Source organism: Thermohalobaculum sp., assembly GCF_058622915.1.
The window spans coordinates 1-22,551 of sequence record NZ_JBZSYN010000126.1; the positions used below are offsets into that span (position 1 = coordinate 1).

Sequence of the window (22,551 nt, forward strand, 5' to 3'; positions counted from 1 at the left end):
CTCCACGTCGTTCGGCAGGGCGGCAAGGTCGATCGACATGGTCGGATCATACCATGCCACAACCTCATGCCGCGGGACGAACACCAGCCCGAGTCAATCCGCCGCAGGCGCGATCAGCCCGCGGCCGCCGGTTGCCAGCGCCGCTCTGGCACGCGCCAGTCGATCCCCTCGAGCAGCATCGAGAGCTGCGCCGAACTGAGCGCGATCACGTCCCCCGCGACTTCCGCCGAAGGCCAGGGAAAGCTCCCCGCATCCAGTCTCTTCGTGAACAGGCAGAGCCCGGTCCCGTCCCACCAGACGATCTTGATCAGGTTCGCCTTGCGCCCTCGGAAGGCAAAGAGATGGCCCGAGAACGGGTCGGCCTTCAGTACGCCCTGCACCAGCATCGCCAGACCGTCCATCCCCTTGCGCATGTCAGTGAAGCCGAGCGCGAGATGCACCTTCATTCCCGCTGGCGCCAGCATCATTGGCCTGCTCCTTCGAGCAAGCTCACGAGCCGTCGGATCGTCTTGGGATTGATCTCGCGGTCGAAGCGCACCCGCCGACCACCCTTCAGGTCGATCTCGATCCCCGGTGTCGATCTTTCGACAACCACCGGAGCCAGAGATGACGGCACCGGCAATGCCGGCCCCGCGGCCGGGCCTTCGCTCAGCTTCACCTCGGCGAAAACAGGTTCCGGATGTGGATCAGGCGCATGATCATTTTTCCACGGGAACAGAAGCCGACGGCCGATTCCATACTTCCTGGCAATGCCCGAAACGGTTGCCCCCGGTCGACTCGCCTCTTCAACAATCCGCCTCTTGTCCGATGTCCCGAAGTTGCGCCGCCGGCAGGCATCGCCAGATCGTCCCGAGGGAATGTAGGGGGTTTCCGGGCCGTTGCGCATATGCTTAAGCATATGACTAAGCCCTCCGCCGTGCCGGTAGAGCAGCTTTCCCGCTTTCGGCGGAACCTCGCCCCGCAGCTTCGCGCGCCAGTTCCCGAAGCGTTTCAGCGGCAGGCCGTGCGCCTCACAATACTCCCGCTGGTTCAAAGTGCTGTCGCTCCAGCCCTGGATGTGCGCCCGCCAGAACGCCTCCAGCTCATTGTGCTTTTCCGCACTCAGCCTTGCCATCGGCACCTCCTCCGTCACAGACCTTGCCGTGAGAAGAAGATCGGAGACGCCGCATCCGGCTCAAGTGTGCATTCCCTGAACGCTTACAAGCGTTCCCTGTTCCACGAATTTGGGTCCCTGTTCGTCGAAATTTTTTCCCTGTTCCTATGGTTAGGGAATTCCGTTGGTAAGTATATATAAAGGCGAAGAATTCCAACGTCGGAATGGATACCGGACCACCGATTCAGGCGTTTTTGCCTGTAAATTCCCAGTTATCAGGGAAATCCACGTTACCGAGCAGAGTTCGCTTCTGACTGTGAGCACCACCATAATTTTGGGCTGCCCCCAAAAACCGGATCCACCTATGGCAGGTCTTCGGCCGCCCGGGCGGTTGTCGCGTTTGCCTCGGCAATCTGGGCCTGCACCACCGTCACAGCGATCATGTGGTAGACGTCGTCGGCCGAGCAGCCGCGGGAAAGGTCATTGGCAGGTTTCGCGAGGCCCTGCAGGATCGGTCCGATCGCCTTGGCGCCGCCGATACGCTCGGCGATCTTGTAGCCGATATTCGCGGCCTCCAAATTCGGGAAGACCATGACATTTGCGGCGCCGCCAAGCGGGGACCCCGGTGCCTTGGCGACACTGACCGCGGGCAGGAAGGCGGCGTCGAACTGAAGGTCGCCGTCCACCAGAAGGTCGGGACACTGATCACGAGTCAACCGTGCCGCTGTGGTGACCTTATCCACTCGGTCGTGTCTGGCGCTGCCCGCGGTGGAGAAGGAGAGCATCGCAACGCGCGGTTCGTCGCCGACCAGGCTCTTGAAGCTTTTTGCCGACAGGATCGCGATCTGGGAAAGGCCGTGCGCATCCGGCTCGATGATCAGGCCGCAATCGGCGAAAACAAAGCCGCCCTTCTTCGTGTGATGGTGTTCGCAGAGCATCATCAGGAAGAAGCTCGAGACGATCTGGGCATCAGCGGCACGGCCGATGATCTGCAAGGCGGCGCGGACCGTTTCGGACGTGGTTTCCACCGCGCCGCCAACGGTCCCATCCGCATGGCCGAGCCGCACCATCATCGCGGCATAGCCGAGGCGCTCGCGCATCGCATCGAGCGCCTTGCCCTCGTCGATGCCCTTGTGCTTGCGCAGCTCGAGATACTCGGCTGCAAACTGGTTCGTGAGCGGCGATGTCATTGGATCTGCGATCTCGAAATCGGCGCCACTACCGCCGCTTTTGGCGATCATCGCCGTCACCCGCGCCGTGTCACCCACGAGCGTGATGCGGGCCATCCCGTCGCGCACAGCCCGCAATCCACCCCCCACGATCCGCGGATCCTCCCCTTCGGCAAGCACGACGTGGCGCGGGCGGGTGCGGGCACGGGCGAGGATGTCGTCGAGAGGTTTCATCGGGTTGCTCCTGTCGCTCGATGCTTCGCGGGGCCTGGGGTCGTCCCGTCGAATGGTCGACGGGGCGCCTCTCTTCGGCATCGGCGGGGGCGCTAGGCCCCCTGCTGCGGCCGCATGTCCTCGCGGCGAATGCCCGCGACCGCCACCGGCTTCTTCATCGCGTCGCGCCGGAAGGGCTCACCGAGCTCCTGGTTCAACACCACTTCGATGAAGGTGGTGACGCCGTCCTCCAACTGCGCCTTGACCGCCGTGCGCATCGCCTCGGTCAGACTCTCCATGGTGTCGACCTTGACCCCCCTGAGACCGCAGCCCTCAGCGATCTTGGCGTACTCCACGCCGACATTCAGCTCGGTGCCGACGAAGTTGTCGTCGAACCAGAGGGTGGTGTTGCGCTTCTCGGCACCCCACTGGTAGTTGCGGAAGATGACCATCGTGATCGGAGGCCAGTCGTTGCGGCCGCAGGCGGTCATCTCGTTCATCGAGATGCCGAAGGCGCCGTCGCCGGCGAACCCGACGCAGGGCACGTCCGGGCACCCGATCTTGGCACCGAGGATCGCAGGCAGCCCGTAGCCACAGGGGCCGAAGAGCCCGGGCGACAGATATTTGCGGCCTTCATCGAAGTCCGGATAGGCGTTGCCGATGGCGCAGTTGTTGCCGATGTCGGTCGAGATGATCGCTTCCTTCGGCAACGCGGCCGTGATCGCGCGCCAAGCCTGGCGCGGGCTCATCCGGCTCGGATCGCGCTGGCGGGCACGCTCGTTCCAGGTGACACCCTGGTCGTCGTCCTCGTGATCCATTGAGGCAAGCTGCTGCGCCCAGCGCGATTTGGCCTCGGCAATCAAATCGCGGCGGGCCTGACGACCAGCGTCGCCGGCGCCGTCCGCGAGCTGGGCGAGGATCTGCTCCGCGACCTTTTTCGCGTCGCCCTGAATGCTGACCGCAACCTTCTTGGTCAGGCCTATCCGGTCCGCATTGATGTCGACCTGGATGGTCTTCGCCTCTTTCGGCCAGTACTCGGTCTGGTAGGCCGGGAGCGACGAGAACGGATTCAGCCTTGTCCCGAGCGCGAGCACGACGTCGGCCCTGGCAATCATCTCCATTGCCGCCTTCGAGCCGTTATAGCCGAGCGGCCCACAGGCCAGCGGATGCGCGCCGGGGAAGGCGTCGTTGTGCTGGTAGTTGCAGCAGACCGGCGCGTCGAGCCGCTCAGCCAACGCCACGGAGGCCGGGATTGCACCGCCGAGGACCACACCGGCGCCGTTCAGGATCACCGGGTGCTTGGCCGCACTTAGAAGCTTCGCCGCCTCGGCGATTGCCGCTTCACCGCCGCGAGGCGCCTCGATCCGGATTACCTGCGGCAGCTCGATATCGATCACTTGGGTCCAGAAGTCGCGGGGAATGTTGATCTGCGCCGGAGCCGAGCCGCGGCGCGCCTTCTCGATCACCCGATTGAGCACCTCAGCGACCCGAGAGGGATCGCGCACCTCCTCCTGGTAGCAGACGCAGTCGGCGAAGAGCCGCATTTGCTCCATTTCCTGGAAGCCGCCCTGGCCGATGGTCTTGTTCGCGGCTTGCGGAGTTACCAGCAGCATCGGCGTGTGGTTCCAGTAGGCGGTTTTGATTGGGGTCACGAAGTTGGTGATGCCCGGCCCGTTCTGGGCAATCGCCATGCACATCTTCCCGCTCGCACGCGTATAGCCGTCGGCGATCATCCCGCCGCTCGTCTCATGCGCGCAGTCCCAGAAGGTGATCCCGGCGGCCGGGAAAAGGTCCGAAATGGGCATCATGGCCGAGCCGATGATGCCGAAGGCATGCTCGATGCCGTGCATTTGCAGGACCTTGATAAAGGCCTCCTCGGTGGTCATTCTCATGGTCTATTCCTCTCTTTGGCATGGATCGTGGTGAACTTCTCGGTGGAGACGGCAGTCACCGGCGACGGTCCTGCAGGATCATGTCGCTGGCTTTCTCGCCGATCATGATGGTGGGCGCGTTCGTGTTGCCGCTGACAATGGACGGCATGATCGATGCGTCGGCGACACGCAGTCCCGTCGTTCCGTGCACGCACAGGCGGTCGTCGACAACAGCCAGTTCATCCGAGCCCATCCGGCACGTGCTGGTCGGATGGTAAATTGTCTGGGCGATGTTGCGCGCTGCATCGAGCAGATCGTCGTCGCTCGCCGGGTCACCGTCAGGCACGTGCTCGTGAACGATGAATCGGCTTAGCGTTTCGGTTTTCGTCATCGCCCGGGCGAACTTCATGGCCCGAACCGCACACATCTGGTCGGTGACCGCAGACAGATAGTTCGGCACAATCTTTGGGTAGTCGGTCGCCCGGGGTGTGCGGATGTGGATGTGCCCCCGGCTCTCGGGCCGGAGCTGGCAGACCGACGACGTTATCCCGGGGAACGGATGCATTTGGATCCCCGGCTTGTCAGCGCTCAGCGGCTGAAAGTGGAACTGGATATCCGGCGTCTCCAGACCCTCCGCGGATCTGGCAAAAACGCACACCTGACTGGCGCCGAGGCTCATCGGGCCCGTGCGGAAAAACACGTACTGCAAGCCGATACCCATGCGGCGGACAAAGCTGTTGATTGCGTTGTTCAGGGTGGGAACGTTGACCTCGTAGACGAGGCGGATTTGCAGATGGTCCTGCAAGCATTCCCCGACGCCCGGAAGCTCGTGCCGAAGATCGACCCCAGCTGTCTTGAGCACTTCGCCCCGGCCGATGCCCGAGAGCTCGAGGAGCTGGGGCGACCCGATGGCGCCGGCGGATAGAATTACCTCGCCACCTGGCCGCAGCTTCACCATCGCCGGCGCTCCCTTCCGGGAATAGCGCACGCCGGTGACCCGCATCGCATCGTCCTCGGCGAAGAGCAGCCCCTCTGCTTGAGCGTGGGTAATGATCTGGAGATTCTCGCGGCCCTTGGCGGGTTTCAGGAAGGCCTTGGCGCTCGAGCAGCGCAGCCCGTTCCGCGCGGTTTGCTGGAAATAGCCGACCCCTTCCTGTTCGGCACCGTTGCAGTCGTTCGAACGTGGCACGCCCATTTCGACGGCGGCGTGAATGAAGGCCTCCGAGATCTTGCTTTTGGCGCGGATTCTCGAGACCGCGAGCCCACCGCTTGCACCGTGATATTCGCTTTCGCCATCTTCATGGCGCTCGGACCGTTTAAACAGCGGCAAGACGTCGTCGTAACTCCACCCCTTGTTGCCGAGTTGAGCCCAGTGGTCATAATCCTGCGGCTGGCCGCGCACGTAGAGAAGGCCGTTGATCGAACTGGAGCCCCCTAACGTTTTTCCGCGCGGCCAATCGATGGACCGCCCGTTCAACCCGGGATCAGGTTCGGTCTTGAAGCACCAGTCCGTGCTAGGATTGTGCAGTGTCTTGAAGTAACCGACGGGCACATGAATCCACGGATTCCAGTCGCGCCCGCCTGCCTCGAGCAGAACTACGCGCGACTGGCCGTCGGCGCTCAGGCGATTCGCCAGCACGCAGCCGGCCGATCCGGCACCGACAATCACAAAATCTGCTTCTAAATCAGACATATTCCGTCTCCTTGCGCACCTCCCCGCATCCGCCCCGCTCGAAATTTTTAGTGCGGAGCGATTCAGGGCTTGCATTTCGTTATAAATTAGCCAAAATGGAACTGCAAGTCCCAAAAACCGGAAAACGGAGGAGAAGGTCCGATGAGAGTTTCCAACAAGCTGAGCGGTGTCTCGCGCCGAGACCTGTTCCGGCTCGCCGGGCGATATGGGTTGACGTCCACGATGCTGGCGGCTGCGAGCTTCGGCGGTGCAATGTCGTTTGCAGACCTCGCACGTGCGGCGGAGTCGACCTATAAGAAGCGCTTCACCAAGAAGGCCAAGTTCCACTTGAAGTTCGGCGCGTCCGGCTTCAACCAGCGCACCCTACTGATCGAGCGCGCCGGCTGCCTGCAGTTCGCCCGCGATGTCGAGGCGCGCACCGACGGCGAGATCCGCATCGAGTTCATCGGCGACAACCAGATCTGCGGTCAGCTGTCCTGCGTGAAGAAGACCCAGCAGGGCATCATCGACATGTATGCTGCCTCGACCCAGAACTCGGCCGGCGGCGCGCCCTACCTGAACGTGTTGGACTACGCCTACATGTTCCCCGGCCGGGCCTCGCAGTATTATTTCCTCTACCACCCCGACAGCGTGAAGATCCTCCGCGACCCGGTAGAGAAGCGCCACGGCCTGAAGTTCCTGTTCAGCCATTGCGAGCTGCGCGGCCTCCAGATGGGCCTCGGCTGGAAGGGCAAGCCTCCTGTCACCAAGCTGGAGCAACTGTTCGGCACCAAAAACCGCGTCACCGGCACCCAGCTGGGCCGCATCGCCATGGAGCTCCTTAAGCTGAACCCGGTGCCGATCGCCTGGGAGGAGACCCTGGACGGCCTGAAACAGGGCCTGATCGACGGCGCCGAGACCTGGGCCTCAGCGGTCGCCTATGCCAACATGGCGCCGGTGGTCTCGCAGTCGGTCGATCTGCGGTTCTTCTGCGGCACCGAGCACACCTCGATGAGCGCCAGCGTCTTCGACAGGCTGGGCGGCGCGCTGCAGGACGCTGTAATGGAATCGGCCTACCTGGCACAGGTCCAGGTGCAGGCAGCCAACGAGGCCGCGCTGGTCAAGACCGTCGGCTTCTCTGACCCGCAGCTGCCGGACACCATCTTCGTCAAGAACAACGTGCACTGCGCCTTCCTGCCGGATTCGGAGATCAGCAAGGCCGAGCATATGTGCTCGCCCGAGTTCAACCCGAAGCCCTGGGCCGAGTGGCGCGACCGTCTGAACAAGTGGGCCGGCGGCATCGACACCTACACCGAGATCCATAAGATTGCCCGCGAGGTTCCCGCCACCATGCGGCCCGAGAACGTCGAGCCGCGTCGCTGGTGGAGATCCGCCTGACCCGGCGTGACGGGCGCCCGCCCCGGCGGGCGCTGGCCGCGGCCGGTACCACGGCAGACAAGGCTTTCCGGCGCCTCGGCCGCTCGCGCGGCGCCGGCATCCCGGATTAGGCAGAGGGGTCCGAGCATGACCTTCTTCGACACGCTTTCCGCGCTCTTCCAAGCCCTGATGGCTCAGGATGCCTTCAGCATCAGCGACGCGCTGGGCAACAACTGGGCCTACCTGATAATCGCCATCGCTATGGTGCCCGGCATCCTGTTGCTGCTGGGCCTGTTTCGGCTGCTCCCGTGGATCGACCAGAACGCCGAGAAATACGTCATGGTCATCAGCTATCTGACCATCGGCACAATCATCTTCGTCGAGGTGATTCGCCGCTTCGCCCTGAAGGTGCAGGAGCCCTGGTCGACGACGCTCCCGCCATACCTCTTCCTAGTGATGACCTGGGTCGGCTGCGCCTACAATGTCAAGTTCCGCTCGCATCTGACGTTCGACGAGTTCCGCTCGGCGATGCCGCAGGCAGGGCAGCTGGCCTGCTTGTTCCTCGACGCCGTGCTGTGGCTGGGCTTCGGGCTGATCGTCATCGTCACCACCCTTCGCCAGACCCTGAACGCGGCGGCGAATTTCCAGATCATGTTGGGCACCGACAACGTGATGCAGTGGTGGTTCTACATCAGCGTGCCAATCGCCTGGCTGATCCTCTGCGCTCGGGTGGTCGAGAACCTGGCCGAGGACCTGCACGATTTCCGCGGCGGCAAGAATCTGATGGCGCGCGAGCGCTCGATGATCCAGGAATGAGGAGGCGGCGATGACCGACGGTTCTCTCGTCACGATTATCTCCCTGGGCGCCGGGGCGCTGTTCGCACTCGGCGTGCCGATCTTCCTGATCATCGGCATCTGGGTGGTGGGCTGCAGCTTCGTGTTGCATCTGACGCTCAACAACATCGGCGTCGCGTTGTCCGACGTGTTCACCGACGGCTTCGCCCTGCTGGCGATGCCGCTGTTCATCCTCACTGGCGACCTGATCAACAAGTCGGGGATCGCACTGAGGCTGTCCTCCTTCGCCTATTCCTGCCTCGGCTGGCTGCGCGGCGGCCTGGCGATGGCGTCGCTGGGCGCCTGCGGGCTGTTCGCCGCGATCTCGGGGTCGAACTCGGCCACCACGGCGACCATCGGCTCGATCATGCACCCGCAAATGGTCGACAACGGCTACGACACGCGTTTCGCCGCGGCCACGGCGGCCGCAGGCGGCACCGTTGGCATCATCATTCCGCCCTCGATCATCTTCATCGTCTACGGCTTCATCATGAACCTGCCGGTTTCCGACCTCTTCGTCGGGGGCATCCTGCCAGGCGCGCTGATGGTCTTCGCCATGCAGGGGGTGTGCTGGTGGGTCTGCCACCGCAACGGCTGGGGCCACCTGATCGCGCTGGACATCCGCCGTGTGCTGAAGACGGCACTCGGCGCCTGGCTCGGCTTCTTCGCCATCGGCCTCGTGCTCTGGGGCATCTACACCGGCAAGTTCTCGCCCACCGAGGCGGCCGGCGTCACCGTCGGCTTCTGCGTCATCGTCGGAGTGATCTCTCTGCCGATCCACCACCTGATCGGCGCCAAGGGCGAGGACGTCTCACCCACCGAGCGCAGCGTCCTCGAGATGCTGGTGGTGCAGGGCTTCAAGGTTACCGAGATCCCCGCCGTGGTGATGCGCTCGGCGCAGATCACCGGCATCCTGGCGCCGCTGATCGCGATCTCGGTGGTGATGCAGCAGATCCTGTCGCTCTTGGGCGCCGAGGCGTTCCTGCAGAACTGGATCACCGGACTTGGCGGCTACTACACCGTGCTGGCCGTCTCGATGCTGATCATCTTGGCCGCCGGCACGATCCTCGAGAGCCTGCCCAACACCATCATCCTGGCCCCGATACTGGCGCCCATCGCCGCCTCGGTGGGGATCAACCCGATCCACTTTGCGGTGATCTTCCTCGTGGGCGACGCCATCGGCTTCATCACCCCGCCCTACGGGCTGAACCTATATGTCGCCAGCGGCGTCACCGGGATCCCCTACTTGCGTCTGTTGCGCTATACTATGCCCTATCTGCTGTCCCTGCTGGCCGTGTGGGTGATCGTAGCGCTGGTGCCGCAGTTCGCAACCATCCTGCTGCCACATCGAGGTGGGTGACCGCAGCGACGATTGATCGACCGACGGAGCGACGATGAAGGACAGAGGAAAGGAAGATGAGCAGATCCCGACCGTCCTTCGGCTTGTGCTCGTCATCGAAGAGTTCACCCGCATCGGACGGCCGGCGACGCCCACCGAAATCAACGAGGCACTCGGCCTTCCGAAGACGACAATCCACCGGCTGTGCGAGACGCTGGAGGAACACGGCTTCCTGATCCGCGACGTCGACGGCCGCCGCTACACGCCCGGCGACCGTCTGCAGGATCTGGCGAAGGGGGTTCTGTCGTCGCAGCGAGTACGCACGGCCCGACTTTCGATCCTGCGGGCGCTCTCGAGCGAGGTCGGCGAAACTTGCAACCTCACCCTGCCCCACGGCGATGCAATGTACTATCTCGAGCGCGTCGAGTCGGAATGGCCGCTCCGCATTACTCTGCCGGTCGGCACGCGGGTGCCGCTCTACTGCACTGCAAGCGGCAAGCTCTATCTGAGCACGCTCACCAAGACCTATCGGGACCGCTACCTTGCCAACGTTCCCCTCGCGCGCCGCGCGCCGAACACGATCACCGATCCGGAGCGGCTGACCGACGAGCTGTCGGCAATTCGCAAGCAGGGCTACTCGGTCGACAACGAGGAGTTCATTGAGGCGATGGTCGCGGTAGCCGTGCCGCTGACCGACCGGCACGGCCGGATGTACGCGACGCTGGCCGTCCACGGCCCGCTGCCGCGCTTCACCCTCGAGCGCGGTCTCGGCTTCCTACCCCGGCTGCGCACGGCGGCCGAGGAGCTGATGCGCCTTTCGCTCAGCCGCGAAGGATCTGGCGTTCAAGTCGTTGCGGACTGAGCGACGCTCCTACCGGTTTACAGAGCTTCGGTTTTTGGGGCGTGGACTCATCCGAACGCCGCAAGAGGTTCAGCGAAGTCTGTCCGTCGTCAGGGCTTTTGGAACGGATGGCGCCCTGAGATAAGGGAGGTCCTGTCGCATCTGGCCCCGCTACATCGAGAAGCCCGGTAGGCTTCCGCGTGACCGGCCCCCATCCACGAAGCCGCCCGTTGTGCAAGACTTTGCGGGGCGTTTGAGGAAGTTGGGCGTGGCCGGAGCTTCCAGATGGCGTAGGCCGCGACCGCCTGGGTGGGCGGGACGACGGCCTGTGGCTGGGTTTGATGGGCCCGCACCGAGCCTGCCGGCGAAAGCAGCAACCTGCTCAGTTAGTCTGCCGCCCGCGCGGAGAACCGTTGTCACGAGGACGACGGAATCGTCCGTCGGCTCTGAAATGGACAAGTCGATCCCGTCGTTGATTGTCACTCCGTCACCGAACTGTCGCATGACCGTCACGATGACGTGATTGGTTCGACCCAGCGACGGAGTGCTGAAGGTATCGGCGGACCGGATCGCAAAGTAGCTGCTTGCAGGGCAGCGCGGCCGGAGCGATGAAGGCGCTCCTGGTCAGCCGGCTCCGAACGCGACGGCCAGCAGTCGGATGACATCGCCCGAGGGGACAGAGTAAAATGCAAACCGCCCATCTTCTTCTGCTCTCGGTGCTGCAAGGCATCAGCGAGCTCTTTCCGGTGAGCAGCCTGGGCCACAGCGTCCTGGTGCCGGCGCTGCTGCACTGGCCGCTGAACCGCGACGCGGCATGGTTCCTTCCGTTCATCGTGGTCCTGCATCTGGGCACGGCGACCGCGCTCTTGCTGTTTTTCTGGCGCGACTGGGTGCGGCTCATCGGGAGCGTTCTGCGGGCGCGCGGCCGGGCGGACAACGATGACGCACGCCTTTTCTGGTTGCTCGTGATCGGGACCATCCCTGCCGGCCTGCTGGGGCTGTTGCTCGAGCATCGGATCCGCGCGCTCTTCGGCGGGTTCACGATCGTGGCGGTCTTCCTCACCCTCAACGGCGTCATGCTGGTCCTGGGGGATCGGCTCAAGCATCGTGCGGCGCGGCACAGCCTGCATCAGCTCGGATGGTCCAAGGCGCTGGCGATCGGCTACGCGCAGGCGCTGGCACTGATCCCCGGCATGTCCCGCTCGGGCGCGACGCTCGTCGCCGGGCTCGCTGCGGGCCTCGGCTACGACGCTGCGGCGCGGCTCTCGTTCCTGCTCGCCACGCCGATCATCGCGGCGGCCGGCGTGCTGGAGGTTCCCAAGCTGATTTCGCTCGGCGGCGGCGCACCACTCGGCGTGATCGCGGGCTGCGGCGTTCTGGCGGGTGTCTTCGCCTGGTTCAGCACCTGGTTCCTGATGCGCTGGTTCAGCGCGCACGAGGTTCGCGCGCTGCGGCCCTTCGGGATCTACTGCATCGTCTTCGGACTGGGCGCGCTGGCCTCTCTCGCCGTGTGAGCCGGCGCCGACCGACGTGCGGACCTGGTCACGACCGGGCCAGAACGCCGCCCTGAATGCAGCCCATGACTAGCGGCTCGCTACGCCGGGAAATCTGTTCAAGCGCGCCCGATACCTCGCCCAAGTCTTGCCGGTCGGCGAGGCTCCCCATCATTTTCCGCTGATCGCGCGGCTCCAATGAGAACTGGCGCCAAGGTGCTCCAGAGGCAGGTGCTTCAGATGCACAAGTCGGTCCGGCTTGGTCTTGGCCAGCGTCTCGCCCCCTCGGTTGACGGAGCGGCCCATGACTGACCGCCGTTCCGGCTATAGGACGTGAGCGTGATAGCCTCGTCGACGAGCCGTTCGACGGTTACCGGCACCGCGAGAGGGGTGCACAAAAGACTATCGACCCACACGGCAGCGTCGCCCCGCCCCATCATGTGCAGGGCCAGCGTGGCGATATGCTCATTGCGGACGCGCCGGGCCGACTGCACATCCCGATAGCAACAGCTTGCTCGAGGGCCGAGGATATCGCCGAACCGGCGGGGGCCGGTGACAGTGGTGCCGCTCAGGCCGATGTGCTGGCTTGCGGCGCGAATTGCGGCGGCCTTCGATAGGCCAGGCATGTGGCTCCCTCCGGATCGTTAAAGCTGACTCCCGGCAGCGGCGGTCCAGCGCGCGGGACGCCGGCCCGACGGCCAGAATGTACCAGCAACGTACGACAGTTCCGCGACCGTGTTCCCCATCCGTGTCGGGTTTGGCCATTGACCTATTGATGGCAACTCACCGGCGAAGAGCCCAGCGAAGCCCCTTCCACCATAGGACCAAAATGTAGGCCGGAGTCTATTCGGGCCGCGGCGAGCCGGGCGATCAATACTTCTCGGGCACATAGAGCTCCGGTGGCAGCACCTTGCGCTCGTAATTGGGGTTGAACACCCTCTCCGGCAGAGTGACCTCCTCGTGGGGCAATTCCTCGTAGGGAATTTGGTTCAACAGGTGATCGATGCAGTTCAGCCGCGCACGCTTCTTGTCGTTGCCCTCGACGATGAACCACGGAGCCTCGGGGATGTTCGTCCGAGCGAACATCTCCTCCTTGGCCTTCGTGTAATCCTCCCACCGGACGCGCGACTGCAGGTCCATCGGGCTCAGCTTCCACTGCTTCAGCGGATCGTGGATGCGCATGAGGAAGCGCATCTGCTGCTCTTCGTCCGTGATCGAGAACCAGTACTTGATGAGCCGGATTCCCGAGCGCAGGAGCATGCGTTCGAACTCGGGCACGTCGCGGAAGAACTGCTCGACCTCGTCGGGACCCGCGAATCCCATGACGCGCTCGACGCCCGCACGATTGTACCAGGACCGGTCGAAAAGGACGATCTCGCCGCCCGCCGGCAGATGCGGCGTGTAGCGCTGGAAGTACCACTGCGTCTTCTCGCGATCGGTCGGCGCCGGCAGCGCGACGACCCGACAGATTCGCGGGTTCAGTCGCTGGGTGATGCGTTTGATCACCCCTCCCTTTCCCGCGCTGTCCCGCCCTTCGAAGAGGACGACGATCTTCGATTTCGTGTGGGCGACCCAGTCCTGTAGCTTGATCAGTTCGGCCTGCAATGCCAGCAACTGGCGAAAATATGTTGGACGATCGATCGTCTCGGGATGGGCCTTGCGATAAATCTTGCGCAGTTCGAGCGAGAGGGCTGGTTCCGAAATCTCAAGCTCGTAGTCCTCATCGAGGGTATCGGCGAGCTCTGCCTCGAGCCAGTCTGGTCCAATGGATTGAATGCGTTGCGAGGCCACTTCATCGCTCCGTGTCGTGCCGGCTCGCAGGCTCTGTCTGTCGAGCCTCGGCTTGAAGGGATTTGACACAATAATGAAAAGAAATTGTGACACCCGCCCTCCTGCATGAGCTCATGCCACCTGCTGCGCCGAACCTGCTACTTCGCCGCATCACGCCAGAATAGCCGCAGGTGGGCAAGCCCGTGCCAGAGGGCGTTCGCCCCTGTCCATGCAAGATCGGCTCGTGCCAGGTGGGCGCCGATCACCCAGCCGGATGCACGCTGCGCACTTGGGTTGCCGGCGCCCGGAGCGGTCGGTCCGGTCAGGAGCGCATGCACCATAGCGGCATCGTTCAGGTTGCCGAACACGTCTTGGAGGGCCTTGAGGCTCTTGAGGAATGGCGCCACCCGCTCCTCGTGGTAGAGCGGGCCGAAAAACTCGACCGCATAGCGCAGCTTCTTCAGCTCCTTGCGCAGCGCGTGGCGCTGGTCGATCGTGAGCTTCGCGATCTTTCGCGCGCGCTTGCGCGTCTTGCGCCAGCGTCGATCGAGTGCCTGATGGGCGGTCTCCGTGATTGGTTGTGCAAGGCGGGCCGTTTGCGTGATGTCTTCGGGCAGCAGCCATCCCCGCGTCTCCACGAAGGCAGCGACGTCCAGCACGAAGGCCTGCGCCCAGCGGCCGACGAGATCGTTGCGCAACATCTCGCGGACCGCGGCGGCATGAGCTTCGAGGGACCCGGCCAGTACCGCGAAGCCGGGCTCGTCGCGGTGACTTTCCGCCTCCGGACGCACGATGTCGATCAGGGCGACGTCAGCATCCCTGAGCTGCCCAACCCGCTGGCCCAACCATCGCGCCTCAGCGGCGAGACGGTCGAGTTCGGGGCAAGCGAGCGCGCCGCGGAACATTGAAAACGCGCTTCGCAGGCGGCGCAGCCCAACGCGGAGCTGGTGCGGCCCCTCCGGATCGCCCGTCGCCCGCACGACATTGATGTTGGTGGCGATCTGGTCGAAGCACTCGCGCAGCACGGCACGCGCTGCCTCCTCGGTGGTCTGGCTTGGCTCGAGCGCAACCGTATTCGCATTGCGAGGAACGAGCGGGGCGTCGATCCGCCCCTCCGCCGCCAGCATATAACCGCGGGCCGCCTTCGAGAGCCGCGAGAAGCTCAAGCCGCCTTCCGGGAAAAGCTGGCGTGCCAGCTCGAACAGCGACCTGGGCTTCCCCTCCAGGAGTTCGATCTCGGCCTCGCTGAAGCTCGCAGTCTTGTCGCCGGCCGTGATTTCGCCGAGATCGACGGCGATCTCGGCTCGGCTGCCGTCCTCGAGCGGCACCTCCCGCGCCGTCCGTCGCATCCGGGTCTCGCACACGGGCTGCAGCGCGTCGCCTTTTACCCGCCGCTTGACCTCGATCCGGGTCTGCGCGTTCGGGATCGCATCGAGATTGACCCGGCCGCCCGGCGCCGCGCACTCGGTCTCACCGGTCTGAGACAGACCGGCGTGGATGCTGGCATTGCTCTTGACGGTCTGTATCCAACGGCGCCCGACGCGGCGCAGCCGGAGCGCGATCCCGGCCTGATGCAGCTTTCTGTCCGCCGTGTCGAAATAGACGCTGCGAAGCGTTCGCGTGCGGCTTAGCTTGGCGTCTGAGTTCAGGTGCTTGAGGCGGGCGTGGAGCGAGTCCGCTACGCTTGGCTCAAGCATGAATTTGAGCTCGATCTCGCTCATACGAGGACTCCGCGCCAACTATGTCACAACGTCTTAATCTCTGTCGGCAGCCGCGACAATCTGGATTCAAGCGTGACCGGGACGGCATATGTCCGCGGCGGGAACGGCCTTTCGAGACATGGCTGGATGCTCCGACCAGCGCACCGCGGCGGAGTCGGATCGCGACAGGTCCTGCCCGTCGATCACACGGCTGGGCAGCCACTAAGAAATCAACGGCGCCACCTCTTCCCAAAGCGCACGGTAGGCCTGCGATGGGGCGCTGCGCGGCGCGAAATGCAGCACCGGACGGCACTCGATCCCCATCCGCTCGACCGCGCTCGAATAGGGGATGGAGGCGCGCAGGCCGATGCCGGCACCCGCGCCCGGCGCGTCTACCAGTTCACGGTGCAGCTTCTTGCGCCGATCCACCATCGAGTAGAAGGAACGCACCGCGAGCCCGCGCGTCTTGCCCTTGCCGAGGAACTCCCGGAGCTGATCCATGGCGCGGAGCGACAGGGTCGTAGGGACCAGTGGAACTAAAAGCAGGTTGCTCGCGCGGAAGATCTGCTCGGAAAGCTCGGAAATGCTGGGTGGGCAGTCGAAGATCACCAGGTCGTATTCCTCGGCCAGCGGGGCGAGCATGTGCCTCAGGTGCGAGCTCTTCTCGCGGGCGAGGCGGACGTCGAATTCACGGTAGGAAAAGTCGGACGGCAGGAGGTCGAGCAGATCATACTCGGTGTTTTGTATCAGCTCCTCGAGATCGCTCTTGCCCTTGGCGATCTTTTTCGCCCCGCCCTTCACCCTCGGCTTCACCCGCAGGTAAAAGCTCGTGGCGGCCTGCGGATCAAGGTCCCAGATGAGCGTGCGGTTGCCCTGCTCGGATGCGAGGTAGCCCAGATTGACGCTTGCGGCCGTTTTGCCGACGCCGCCTTTCATGTTGTAGACGCTCAGGACGCGCATGCCCCGACCCCTCGTTCGCCTTCGTTAGCGCCGATGGCGGCGCGAAGACTAGCAAAGCATTGTCAGGCTGGCGACAGCGCATGTCACCGTCACGCTCGGCATGGCCGCAGCGGGGTCATGTCCTGAATCGGGGGCCCCGGTGCACGGCGCCTTTTGCGTGCTCGTCGGGATTCGCAAAATCTATTTGCAACCGTCACAGGGTTGTCGCTGAGCCGGGAGACAATTCACGCGAAATAGAGCGCAGGCGAGGGGGCTCTGTTGAAGTATCGCACTATTTTCATCTCCGATACCCATCTCGGCACGCGGGGCTGCCAGGCCGAGCTGCTTCTGGACTTCCTGAACCGTCACGACGCCGAAACCCTCTACCTGGTGGGAGACATCGTCGATGCGTGGCGGTTGCCCCGCGGCTGGATCTGGCCGCAGTCGCATAATGACGTGGTCGAGGCCATCCTCGCCAAGGCGCATCGCGGCACGCGCGTGGTGTTCATCCCGGGCAACCACGACGAGGTGATGCGCGCCTATCCGGGCACGCATTTTGGCGGCATCGAGGTCATGACCAGGGCTGAGCACCGCACGGCGGACGGCCGGCGGTTTCTGGTCACTCATGGCGACCAGTTCGATGCCGTCGTCGTCCACGCGAAGTGGCTGGCGCGCCTTGGTGACCGCGCATACGACGCCGCGATCTGGCTCAATGTCTGGCTGGATTGGCTCCGACGCCTGTGGGGCGCGAAATACTGGTCGCTGTCGAACTGGGCCAAGCAGCAGGTCAAGCAGGCGGTCAACTACATCAGCGAATACGAGACCGTCCTGAGCACGGAAGCCCGGCGCGGCGGGTTTCAGGGCGTGATCTGCGGCCATATCCACAGTGCCAACATGCGCCGCATCAACGGGCTCGAATACGTCAACACCGGCGACTGGGTGGAGAGCTGCACCGCCGTCGTGGAGAATTTCGACGGCGTCCTCCAGCTGATCGACTGGGCCGCGGCGCGGCATAGGCCAAGCATCGTTCGAAATGCCCGGCGGGCTGCCGGCGAGCGCGGCAGACCACCCATCGCGCAACCTGTCGAGAAGGAGCCGGCCTCGGCATGACGACCCAGATCGCCACAGTCGGTGCTCAGCTGGGCGCCGCCGTGCACCAGAGCGACGCGCTGAGCGTCACCGGCGTGCTCGAGAGGATCTTCGCGCGCCTCTTCCATGGTCTCGTCTACCCGCAAATCTGGGAGGATCCGGTCGTCGACATGACGGCGCTCGGCATCCGCCGGACGGACGACATCGTGTGCATTGCGTCGGGTGGCTGCAACCTCATGTCCTATCTCACGGCCAGGCCGCGCTCGATCACCGCCGTGGATCTGTCGCCGGCCCATGTCGCGCTGGCGCAGCTCAAACTCGCCGCCGCGCGTCATTTGACCGATTTCGACCGGTTCTATGACTTCTTCGGTCACGCCAACAAGCCGTCGAACGTCTTGGTGTTCGACTACTTCCTGGCGTCGCGGCTCGACCGCAAGACCCGCACCTACTGGGAGGAGCGGACATTCGGTCGGCGCCGGATCGAGATGTTCCGGCGCGGGGTTTATCGCTACGGCCTGCTGGGGCGGTTCCTCGGGTCGCTGCATCTCGTATCGTGGATCGCCGGCGTCGATTTCCATCCCTTCCTCGCGGCAAGCTCGCTGGAGGAGCAGCGCCGGTTCTTCGAGCAGAGGATCGCGCCCCTGTTCGACCTGGCCATCGTCCGGATTGTCGCGCGCCACCGCGCGGCGCTGTTCGGACTCGGCATTCCTCCCGCCCAGTACGACAAGCTCGCCCGCGACGGGGCGGGTGACGTCATCCCCGTCCTGCGCGAGCGTGTCCGCAAGCTGATGTGCGACTTCCCGGTGCGGGAGAACTACTTCGCCTGGCAGGCCTGCACCCGCGCCTACGCGCCCGTCGAGCCCCGCGCGGTCCCGCCCTATCTCGACCGGGCGCAATTCGATGTGCTTCGCGAGACCGCGGGCCGTGTCCGGGTTCTGAACCGCTCGCTGACCGACCAACTTGAGCTGGAACGCGCCGGCTCGAAGGACTGCTTCTCGCTGCTCGACGCCCAGGACTGGATGACCGATCGCCAGCTTGACCAGCTGTGGCAGCAGATCACCCGGACGGCCGCTCCCGGTGCACGAGTCATCTTTCGCACCGGGGGGCGGGCGGACATCCTGCCGGGTCGCGCCGCGCCCTTGTTGCTCGCGCAGTGGCGATACGACCGGGCGGCGTCCGATGCCGGCTTCAGGGCCGACCGCTCGGCGATATACGGCGGGTTCCACGTCTACCGAAAGGCCGATTGATGGCCGCGACGGGGCAGAGCGTCTCGCACGCTCAGCTGATGGATGCGACCTATCGCTACCAGCGACACATCTACGATGTGACGCGGCGCTTCTACCTGCTGGGGCGCAACCATCTGATCGATCGACTGGCGCCGCCCGCTGGCGGCAGCGTGCTCGAGGTCGCCTGCGGCACGGGGCGCAACCTCGCCCGCGTCGCGGCGCTGCACCCCGGCCGTCGCCTCTACGGCGTGGACATCTCGAGGGAGATGCTGAGCACGGCGAGGGTCAGGATGGCAGGAAGAGCCACGTTGGCCGAGGGGGATGCCTGCTCCTTCTCCGGGGCCGACCTGTTCGGCGCTGCGGCCTTCGACCGGATCGTCTTCTCGTACTGCCTCTCGATGATCCCGGAGTGGCGGGGCGCGATCGAGAATGCTGTCCATCAGCTCGGGGCCGGCGGTCAGATTCATGTCGTGGATTTCGGCGATCAGGCCAACCTGCCGCGCTGGTTCGGCCGCGGCCTGCGTGCCTGGCTCGGCAACTTCCATGTCTCCCCGCGCGACAATCTCGCCGAGGTGCTAGAGCATGTCGCAGCCGGCACGGGGACGGTTGTTCGTACCCAGCCACTATTCATGAGCTACGTTCAGTACGCCGTTCTGACCCGGTCGTAACGAATAGCACACGCTTGGTCGTCGCGCCGGATCACCGTGTCGCGGGTGCGCTCGCCTGGCTCTCATCGCGCCCGCGCGGGCGTGCTCCTCTGCCGGGTGTGGCCACGCTGGTGGCCTCATCTGCAGCCCCGAGGGGTCGCCCTTGGGGCGGTCGTGACGGCCGCCTCGGTGATCACGGTCGGCAAGGCTGTACTTGCCCTGGTGGTGGGTGGCGCGTGGCTCGGACGTCGCGGGATCGGGATCTAGGTGGTGGTCCTCGCAGCCGGAGGCCTCGCCGTCTGGCTGAGATGATCGGTTCGGTCGATCAGTCACATTTGCCAGTGTCGCGCATGTTCCCGATTGCGCTGTCGCGCCAACTCGCCCAGCGGATGGACTCCGGACCGTTCCCAAAATCAATGGGCGACGCTGGGCTGATGTCGCCTGCTGAGAGGCCTGCGGCGCGAGCGGCCGGGCCCCATCGAGGGCGCTGGCGGCAAACCGCCGCCGGCCCGGAGGACCGGCGGCGGGACGGGCCGCGGCGCGCGGGCGGCTCAGTCGGTTCGCGCCGGCACGGTCGGCAGGCCGGTCAGATAACCGAGCGGCGCAGCCAGGCGCTGGTCCCACTTGGCCTGGATCAGGCCCATCGCCGCCTTGAGCGTGGCGTTATCGCCGGGCTTGAAGTCGCCGACATGCTGGGCGTTGGTCAGGGCATAGGCGTGGCCTCCTATGTCGCCGTAGACGCGCAGCCCGGTCAACTCGGCTCCCGCAGGCGCCGAGAGCAGCCGCACCGGCGCGCTCATGCCTGGCTGCCAGGCCCACAGGAAGTTCGCGGTGTGCATGCCCGAATCCTCGCCGACGAACAGCGTCCGATAGGCCGTCGACCAGAACAGGTTGTCCGGGTTGGCGATGTGGTCGAGGGAGGCGGTGTTGTGCATCGCATCCGGCTCCGCAAGGTCGACGCCCAGCAGCCCCTGCGGCACATGCGCCGAGACCGGGACATAGTCGCTGTCGATGGGCTTGCCGTCGGTACCGGCCTGGCCGCCCGCGACCGGCAGGGCATAGACGCCGCCGGCATGGACCTGGGCCACCCGGATCTGGTCCCCCGCGTCGCCGCTGCCCTTGCCCTTGAGCATGCCCTTGTCGATGTCGGTCACCGCCAGGTAGGCAGTCCTGCCGTCCGGGTCGAAGGCCAGTCCTTCTGCCTTGCGGAACTCGGTTGCCGCCCCCTTGACCGACGCGTAGCGCATGGTCTCGAGGAAGGCCGCCGCAGTCGCGTTCTTTACCTCCACGAACAGCGGCGTCTTGTCCGAGTCGACATAGATCTCGCTATAGCCCGGCGACTTCGACGGGGCCTCCTCGAAGATGTCGGAATACCGGATGCCGCCGTCGATCAGGGCCCGGATCTCGCGGTCCGTCGCATGGCCGAGGCGCACCCAGCGCATGTCGAAGCTGCCGCCATGCGCGGCGCCGGTCTGGTCGAACTTGGCCGCATAGAGCGTGCCCGCCGAGAGGTCGCCCGCCTTGTCGGCGACGAACAGGGTCAGCGGCTTGTTGGTGCCGTCATGGGCGGCGAGGACAGTGCGCCCGTCAGGCATCACCAGGCCCATCTCGTAGGTGCCGCGGCCGATGGCGTAGTGCCGCGCCACGGTGGTCTGGCCGTTGGCGCCCACGGTGACCTCGGTCAGGAAGCCGCGGTTATAGGGATTGGCGAGCGTCGTACCGCCGAAATACTGCGCCGCTATCCCGGCCAAAATATCGCTGCGCCCGGACGGGTCGGCTCTGCGCTCCGCCTCGACCTGACGAGCGTCGACGTCGTAGTTCTCCTCCGAGGTCAGGAAAGTGCCCCAGGGCGTCTCGTAGGCATTGCAGGCCACCGCCAGCCCGCCGACGGACGAGAAGTCGACCGGGTGCTGCGCCACGGGGGTCAGAGCGCCGGTCGCCGGGTCCTGCGCCAGCTCGGTCACCGTGACCGAGGCCGGCAACACATCGGCCTGGCTTGCGGTCTTGCCGTCGGGCCGCGTGTAGCTCCAGGGCGCGTAGTCGCGCGCCTCGGTCCCGTCGCCGAGCAGCCACAGATATTCGTAGTTCGCCAAGTGGTAGAGCCTGCCCGCAACATTGACCAGCATCGAGCCGTCCGGCGTCTGCGAAGTCAGCGCCGCACCCGGCACGGTCGGATCGGGGATTGGCTGCATGTGCGCGTCGTAGAGTGCGCCGGCCGGGCTGACATTGTTGCCAACCCGGGTGCGCGTGGTCATCATCGTCCGGTAGCCCAGCGGAAATTCCTTGCGGCTGCCGTCGTCATAGGTCACCCGGACCCTGGCGTCGGTCCACATGGCGGCGAGCTCATCCGGCGTCGAGGGGGCCTTCGAGCCGATCCACTCGATCGTCTGGATGCCTTGGGCGGGGGCTGCGGCCGAAAGGCCGAGCGCAGCGGCGGCGCCGAGGAGCGCCGCGCGGACCAGTCTGCGGGATTTCATGGCATGCCTCATATGAAATGGGTTTTCTCGGTGAGCCTTCAGTAACGCCGTTCGATGACGCGACCACGACGCCGCCACGACGGCGGCGCGACGGTCGGCGGTGCGACGGTCAGCCGCTGCCCGTTTTGCGGTGCCAATTCTTAGGAACGCAAAGAGACCGGCGGCGCGATGCCGCCAGACCCCCTCCATTCCCCTTGCCGGTGCCTGCCCCGGTGCCTGCCAGTGTCAACGCTTTCCAACATTGAAGTGATGATGGCGGCAATGTCTTGCGACTCGCGTCCAGGTTTGCTCTTCGCGTCGCCTCGCGTCGCGCGGCCAGACGCCATAAAGCCCGACGCTCTAGACACCTGGCGCACGGTCCCTCGCTGCCCCAACCGGTTGACTGAGCCATGCTGGACGTTCTGCTGCTTCAGCTAGTTCGCGCTGTTTTCAGGTGATCCCGGTTGAACCCTGCTGTCACACAACGTTCACACGCGCGTCACCAAAGCTTGTTGCGCGGTCAATAGACGGAAGCCGCCGATGGTACTGGCTTAGCCTGAGAAGCTTGGAACTATGCACCTGTCGATCCCCGGTACCATGTCGCGGAGACGAAGCCATCGCGGATCAGCTGACGGCTCATTCGGCGTGGGAAGACGCCGGGCTCGGTCCTTCTCGGCTTTCGGCAAAATCATGATGGATGATGGAGGAAGCCAGTGAAAGGATATTTACTCGGCCTGGCGGCTGCGGGCTTTGCGCTGTCTGCGACGATGACGCCTGCCGCTGCGGCCAACATATCGGGTGCGGGCGCGACGTTTCCCTATC

The 22,551-nt window shown here is 64.8% G+C and carries 17 protein-coding genes; 8 read left to right on the forward strand and 9 right to left on the reverse strand.

The annotated features are described in order from the left end of the window. Positions 1-113: 113 nt before the first annotated feature. The 5 genes from tnpB to AC32QD_RS09835 form a co-directional block, all read right to left on the reverse strand. The gene (tnpB, locus tag AC32QD_RS09815) at positions 114-467 is read right to left on the reverse strand and encodes an IS66 family insertion sequence element accessory protein TnpB (RefSeq protein ID WP_492010313.1); all 354 of its coding nucleotides are present in this window, start codon (positions 465-467) and stop codon (positions 114-116) included. Further along, positions 464-1,114, reverse strand: a complete 651-nt coding sequence (gene tnpA, locus AC32QD_RS09820) for an IS66-like element accessory protein TnpA (RefSeq protein ID WP_492010314.1) — start codon at positions 1,112-1,114, stop codon at positions 464-466. The genes tnpB and tnpA overlap by 4 nt, the downstream gene beginning before the upstream one ends. Before the next feature lie 341 nt (positions 1,115-1,455). Further along, complete coding sequence (gene pta / locus AC32QD_RS09825) at positions 1,456-2,496, reverse strand: phosphate acetyltransferase (RefSeq protein WP_492010315.1); 1,041 nt, start codon at positions 2,494-2,496, stop codon at positions 1,456-1,458. Between the two features lie 92 nt (positions 2,497-2,588). Beyond that, the gene (gene xsc / locus AC32QD_RS09830) at positions 2,589-4,367 is read right to left on the reverse strand and encodes a sulfoacetaldehyde acetyltransferase (RefSeq protein ID WP_492010316.1); all 1,779 of its coding nucleotides are present in this window, start codon (positions 4,365-4,367) and stop codon (positions 2,589-2,591) included. A 55-nt stretch (positions 4,368-4,422) separates the two neighbouring features. Continuing rightward, on the reverse strand, positions 4,423-6,039 hold the full coding sequence (locus AC32QD_RS09835) for a GMC family oxidoreductase (protein WP_492010317.1): 1,617 nt from the start codon (positions 6,037-6,039) through the stop codon (positions 4,423-4,425). Positions 6,040-6,180: 141 nt separating this feature from the next. Between AC32QD_RS09835 and dctP the strand changes: the two genes are divergently transcribed. The 5 genes from dctP to AC32QD_RS09860 all read left to right on the forward strand — a co-directional run bounded on the left by dctP (position 6,181) and on the right by AC32QD_RS09860 (position 11,923). Then, the gene (dctP, locus tag AC32QD_RS09840) at positions 6,181-7,416 is read left to right on the forward strand and encodes a TRAP transporter substrate-binding protein DctP (protein WP_492010318.1); all 1,236 of its coding nucleotides are present in this window, start codon (positions 6,181-6,183) and stop codon (positions 7,414-7,416) included. Positions 7,417-7,542: 126 nt separating this feature from the next. Then, positions 7,543-8,211: a TRAP transporter small permease gene (locus tag AC32QD_RS09845; protein ID WP_492010319.1), complete on the forward strand. Its 669-nt coding sequence runs from the start codon at positions 7,543-7,545 to the stop codon at positions 8,209-8,211. Between the two features lie 10 nt (positions 8,212-8,221). Further along, positions 8,222-9,589, forward strand: a complete 1,368-nt coding sequence (locus tag AC32QD_RS09850) for a TRAP transporter large permease (RefSeq protein WP_492010320.1) — start codon at positions 8,222-8,224, stop codon at positions 9,587-9,589. Between the two features lie 34 nt (positions 9,590-9,623). Continuing rightward, positions 9,624-10,430, forward strand: a complete 807-nt coding sequence (locus AC32QD_RS09855; RefSeq protein WP_492010321.1) for an IclR family transcriptional regulator — start codon at positions 9,624-9,626, stop codon at positions 10,428-10,430. A 665-nt stretch (positions 10,431-11,095) separates the two neighbouring features. After that, positions 11,096-11,923, forward strand: a complete 828-nt coding sequence (locus AC32QD_RS09860) for an undecaprenyl-diphosphate phosphatase (RefSeq protein WP_492010322.1) — start codon at positions 11,096-11,098, stop codon at positions 11,921-11,923. Between the two features lie 849 nt (positions 11,924-12,772). Here AC32QD_RS09860 and ppk2 read toward each other — a convergent pair. The 3 genes from ppk2 to AC32QD_RS09875 all read right to left on the reverse strand — a co-directional run bounded on the left by ppk2 (position 12,773) and on the right by AC32QD_RS09875 (position 16,332). Continuing rightward, the gene (ppk2, locus tag AC32QD_RS09865) at positions 12,773-13,678 is read right to left on the reverse strand and encodes a polyphosphate kinase 2 (RefSeq protein WP_492010329.1); all 906 of its coding nucleotides are present in this window, start codon (positions 13,676-13,678) and stop codon (positions 12,773-12,775) included. A 152-nt stretch (positions 13,679-13,830) separates the two neighbouring features. Further along, entirely contained in the window at positions 13,831-15,393 is a 1,563-nt protein-coding gene (locus AC32QD_RS09870; protein WP_492010323.1) for a CYTH and CHAD domain-containing protein, read from the reverse strand. A 201-nt stretch (positions 15,394-15,594) separates the two neighbouring features. Beyond that, positions 15,595-16,332, reverse strand: a complete 738-nt coding sequence (locus AC32QD_RS09875; RefSeq protein ID WP_492010324.1) for a ParA family protein — start codon at positions 16,330-16,332, stop codon at positions 15,595-15,597. 258 nt (positions 16,333-16,590) lie between these two features. Here AC32QD_RS09875 and AC32QD_RS09880 point away from each other — a divergent pair, with 258 nt between their 5' ends. Genes AC32QD_RS09880 through AC32QD_RS09890 form a run of 3 tightly spaced genes read left to right on the forward strand, consistent with a single transcriptional unit; the run spans position 16,591 to position 19,294 of the window. After that, the gene (locus AC32QD_RS09880) at positions 16,591-17,421 is read left to right on the forward strand and encodes a UDP-2,3-diacylglucosamine diphosphatase (protein ID WP_492010325.1); all 831 of its coding nucleotides are present in this window, start codon (positions 16,591-16,593) and stop codon (positions 17,419-17,421) included. Continuing rightward, positions 17,418-18,647, forward strand: a complete 1,230-nt coding sequence (locus tag AC32QD_RS09885) for a BtaA family protein (RefSeq protein WP_492010326.1) — start codon at positions 17,418-17,420, stop codon at positions 18,645-18,647. Before AC32QD_RS09880 ends, AC32QD_RS09885 begins: the two co-directional genes overlap by 4 nt. Continuing rightward, entirely contained in the window at positions 18,647-19,294 is a 648-nt protein-coding gene (locus tag AC32QD_RS09890; protein ID WP_492010327.1) for a class I SAM-dependent methyltransferase, read from the forward strand. The genes AC32QD_RS09885 and AC32QD_RS09890 overlap by 1 nt, the downstream gene beginning before the upstream one ends. 530 nt (positions 19,295-19,824) lie before the next feature. Here the strand turns inward: AC32QD_RS09890 and AC32QD_RS09895 are convergent. Continuing rightward, the gene (locus AC32QD_RS09895; protein ID WP_492010328.1) at positions 19,825-21,750 is read right to left on the reverse strand and encodes an alkaline phosphatase PhoX; all 1,926 of its coding nucleotides are present in this window, start codon (positions 21,748-21,750) and stop codon (positions 19,825-19,827) included. Between the last annotated feature and the right edge of the window lie 801 nt (positions 21,751-22,551).

Bases quoted from the DNA above. Each gene is read 5' to 3' on its own strand.
- tnpA (WP_492010314.1), bottom strand. From the start codon at position 1,114: ATGGCAAGGCTGAGTGCGGAAAAGCACAATGAGCTGGAGGCGTTCTGG.
- AC32QD_RS09860 (WP_492010322.1), top strand. From the start codon at position 11,096: ATGCAAACCGCCCATCTTCTTCTGCTCTCGGTGCTGCAAGGCATCAGC.
- AC32QD_RS09855 (WP_492010321.1), top strand. From the start codon at position 9,624: ATGAAGGACAGAGGAAAGGAAGATGAGCAGATCCCGACCGTCCTTCGG.
- xsc (WP_492010316.1), bottom strand. From the start codon at position 4,367: ATGAGAATGACCACCGAGGAGGCCTTTATCAAGGTCCTGCAAATGCAC.
- AC32QD_RS09890 (WP_492010327.1), top strand. From the start codon at position 18,647: ATGGCCGCGACGGGGCAGAGCGTCTCGCACGCTCAGCTGATGGATGCG.
- AC32QD_RS09875 (WP_492010324.1), bottom strand. From the start codon at position 16,332: ATGCGCGTCCTGAGCGTCTACAACATGAAAGGCGGCGTCGGCAAAACG.
- tnpB (WP_492010313.1), bottom strand. From the start codon at position 467: ATGATGCTGGCGCCAGCGGGAATGAAGGTGCATCTCGCGCTCGGCTTC.
- pta (WP_492010315.1), bottom strand. From the start codon at position 2,496: ATGAAACCTCTCGACGACATCCTCGCCCGTGCCCGCACCCGCCCGCGC.
- AC32QD_RS09895 (WP_492010328.1), bottom strand. From the start codon at position 21,750: ATGAAATCCCGCAGACTGGTCCGCGCGGCGCTCCTCGGCGCCGCCGCT.
- AC32QD_RS09885 (WP_492010326.1), top strand. From the start codon at position 17,418: ATGACGACCCAGATCGCCACAGTCGGTGCTCAGCTGGGCGCCGCCGTG.
- AC32QD_RS09870 (WP_492010323.1), bottom strand. From the start codon at position 15,393: ATGAGCGAGATCGAGCTCAAATTCATGCTTGAGCCAAGCGTAGCGGAC.
- AC32QD_RS09835 (WP_492010317.1), bottom strand. From the start codon at position 6,039: ATGTCTGATTTAGAAGCAGATTTTGTGATTGTCGGTGCCGGATCGGCC.
- dctP (WP_492010318.1), top strand. From the start codon at position 6,181: ATGAGAGTTTCCAACAAGCTGAGCGGTGTCTCGCGCCGAGACCTGTTC.
- AC32QD_RS09850 (WP_492010320.1), top strand. From the start codon at position 8,222: ATGACCGACGGTTCTCTCGTCACGATTATCTCCCTGGGCGCCGGGGCG.
- AC32QD_RS09845 (WP_492010319.1), top strand. From the start codon at position 7,543: ATGACCTTCTTCGACACGCTTTCCGCGCTCTTCCAAGCCCTGATGGCT.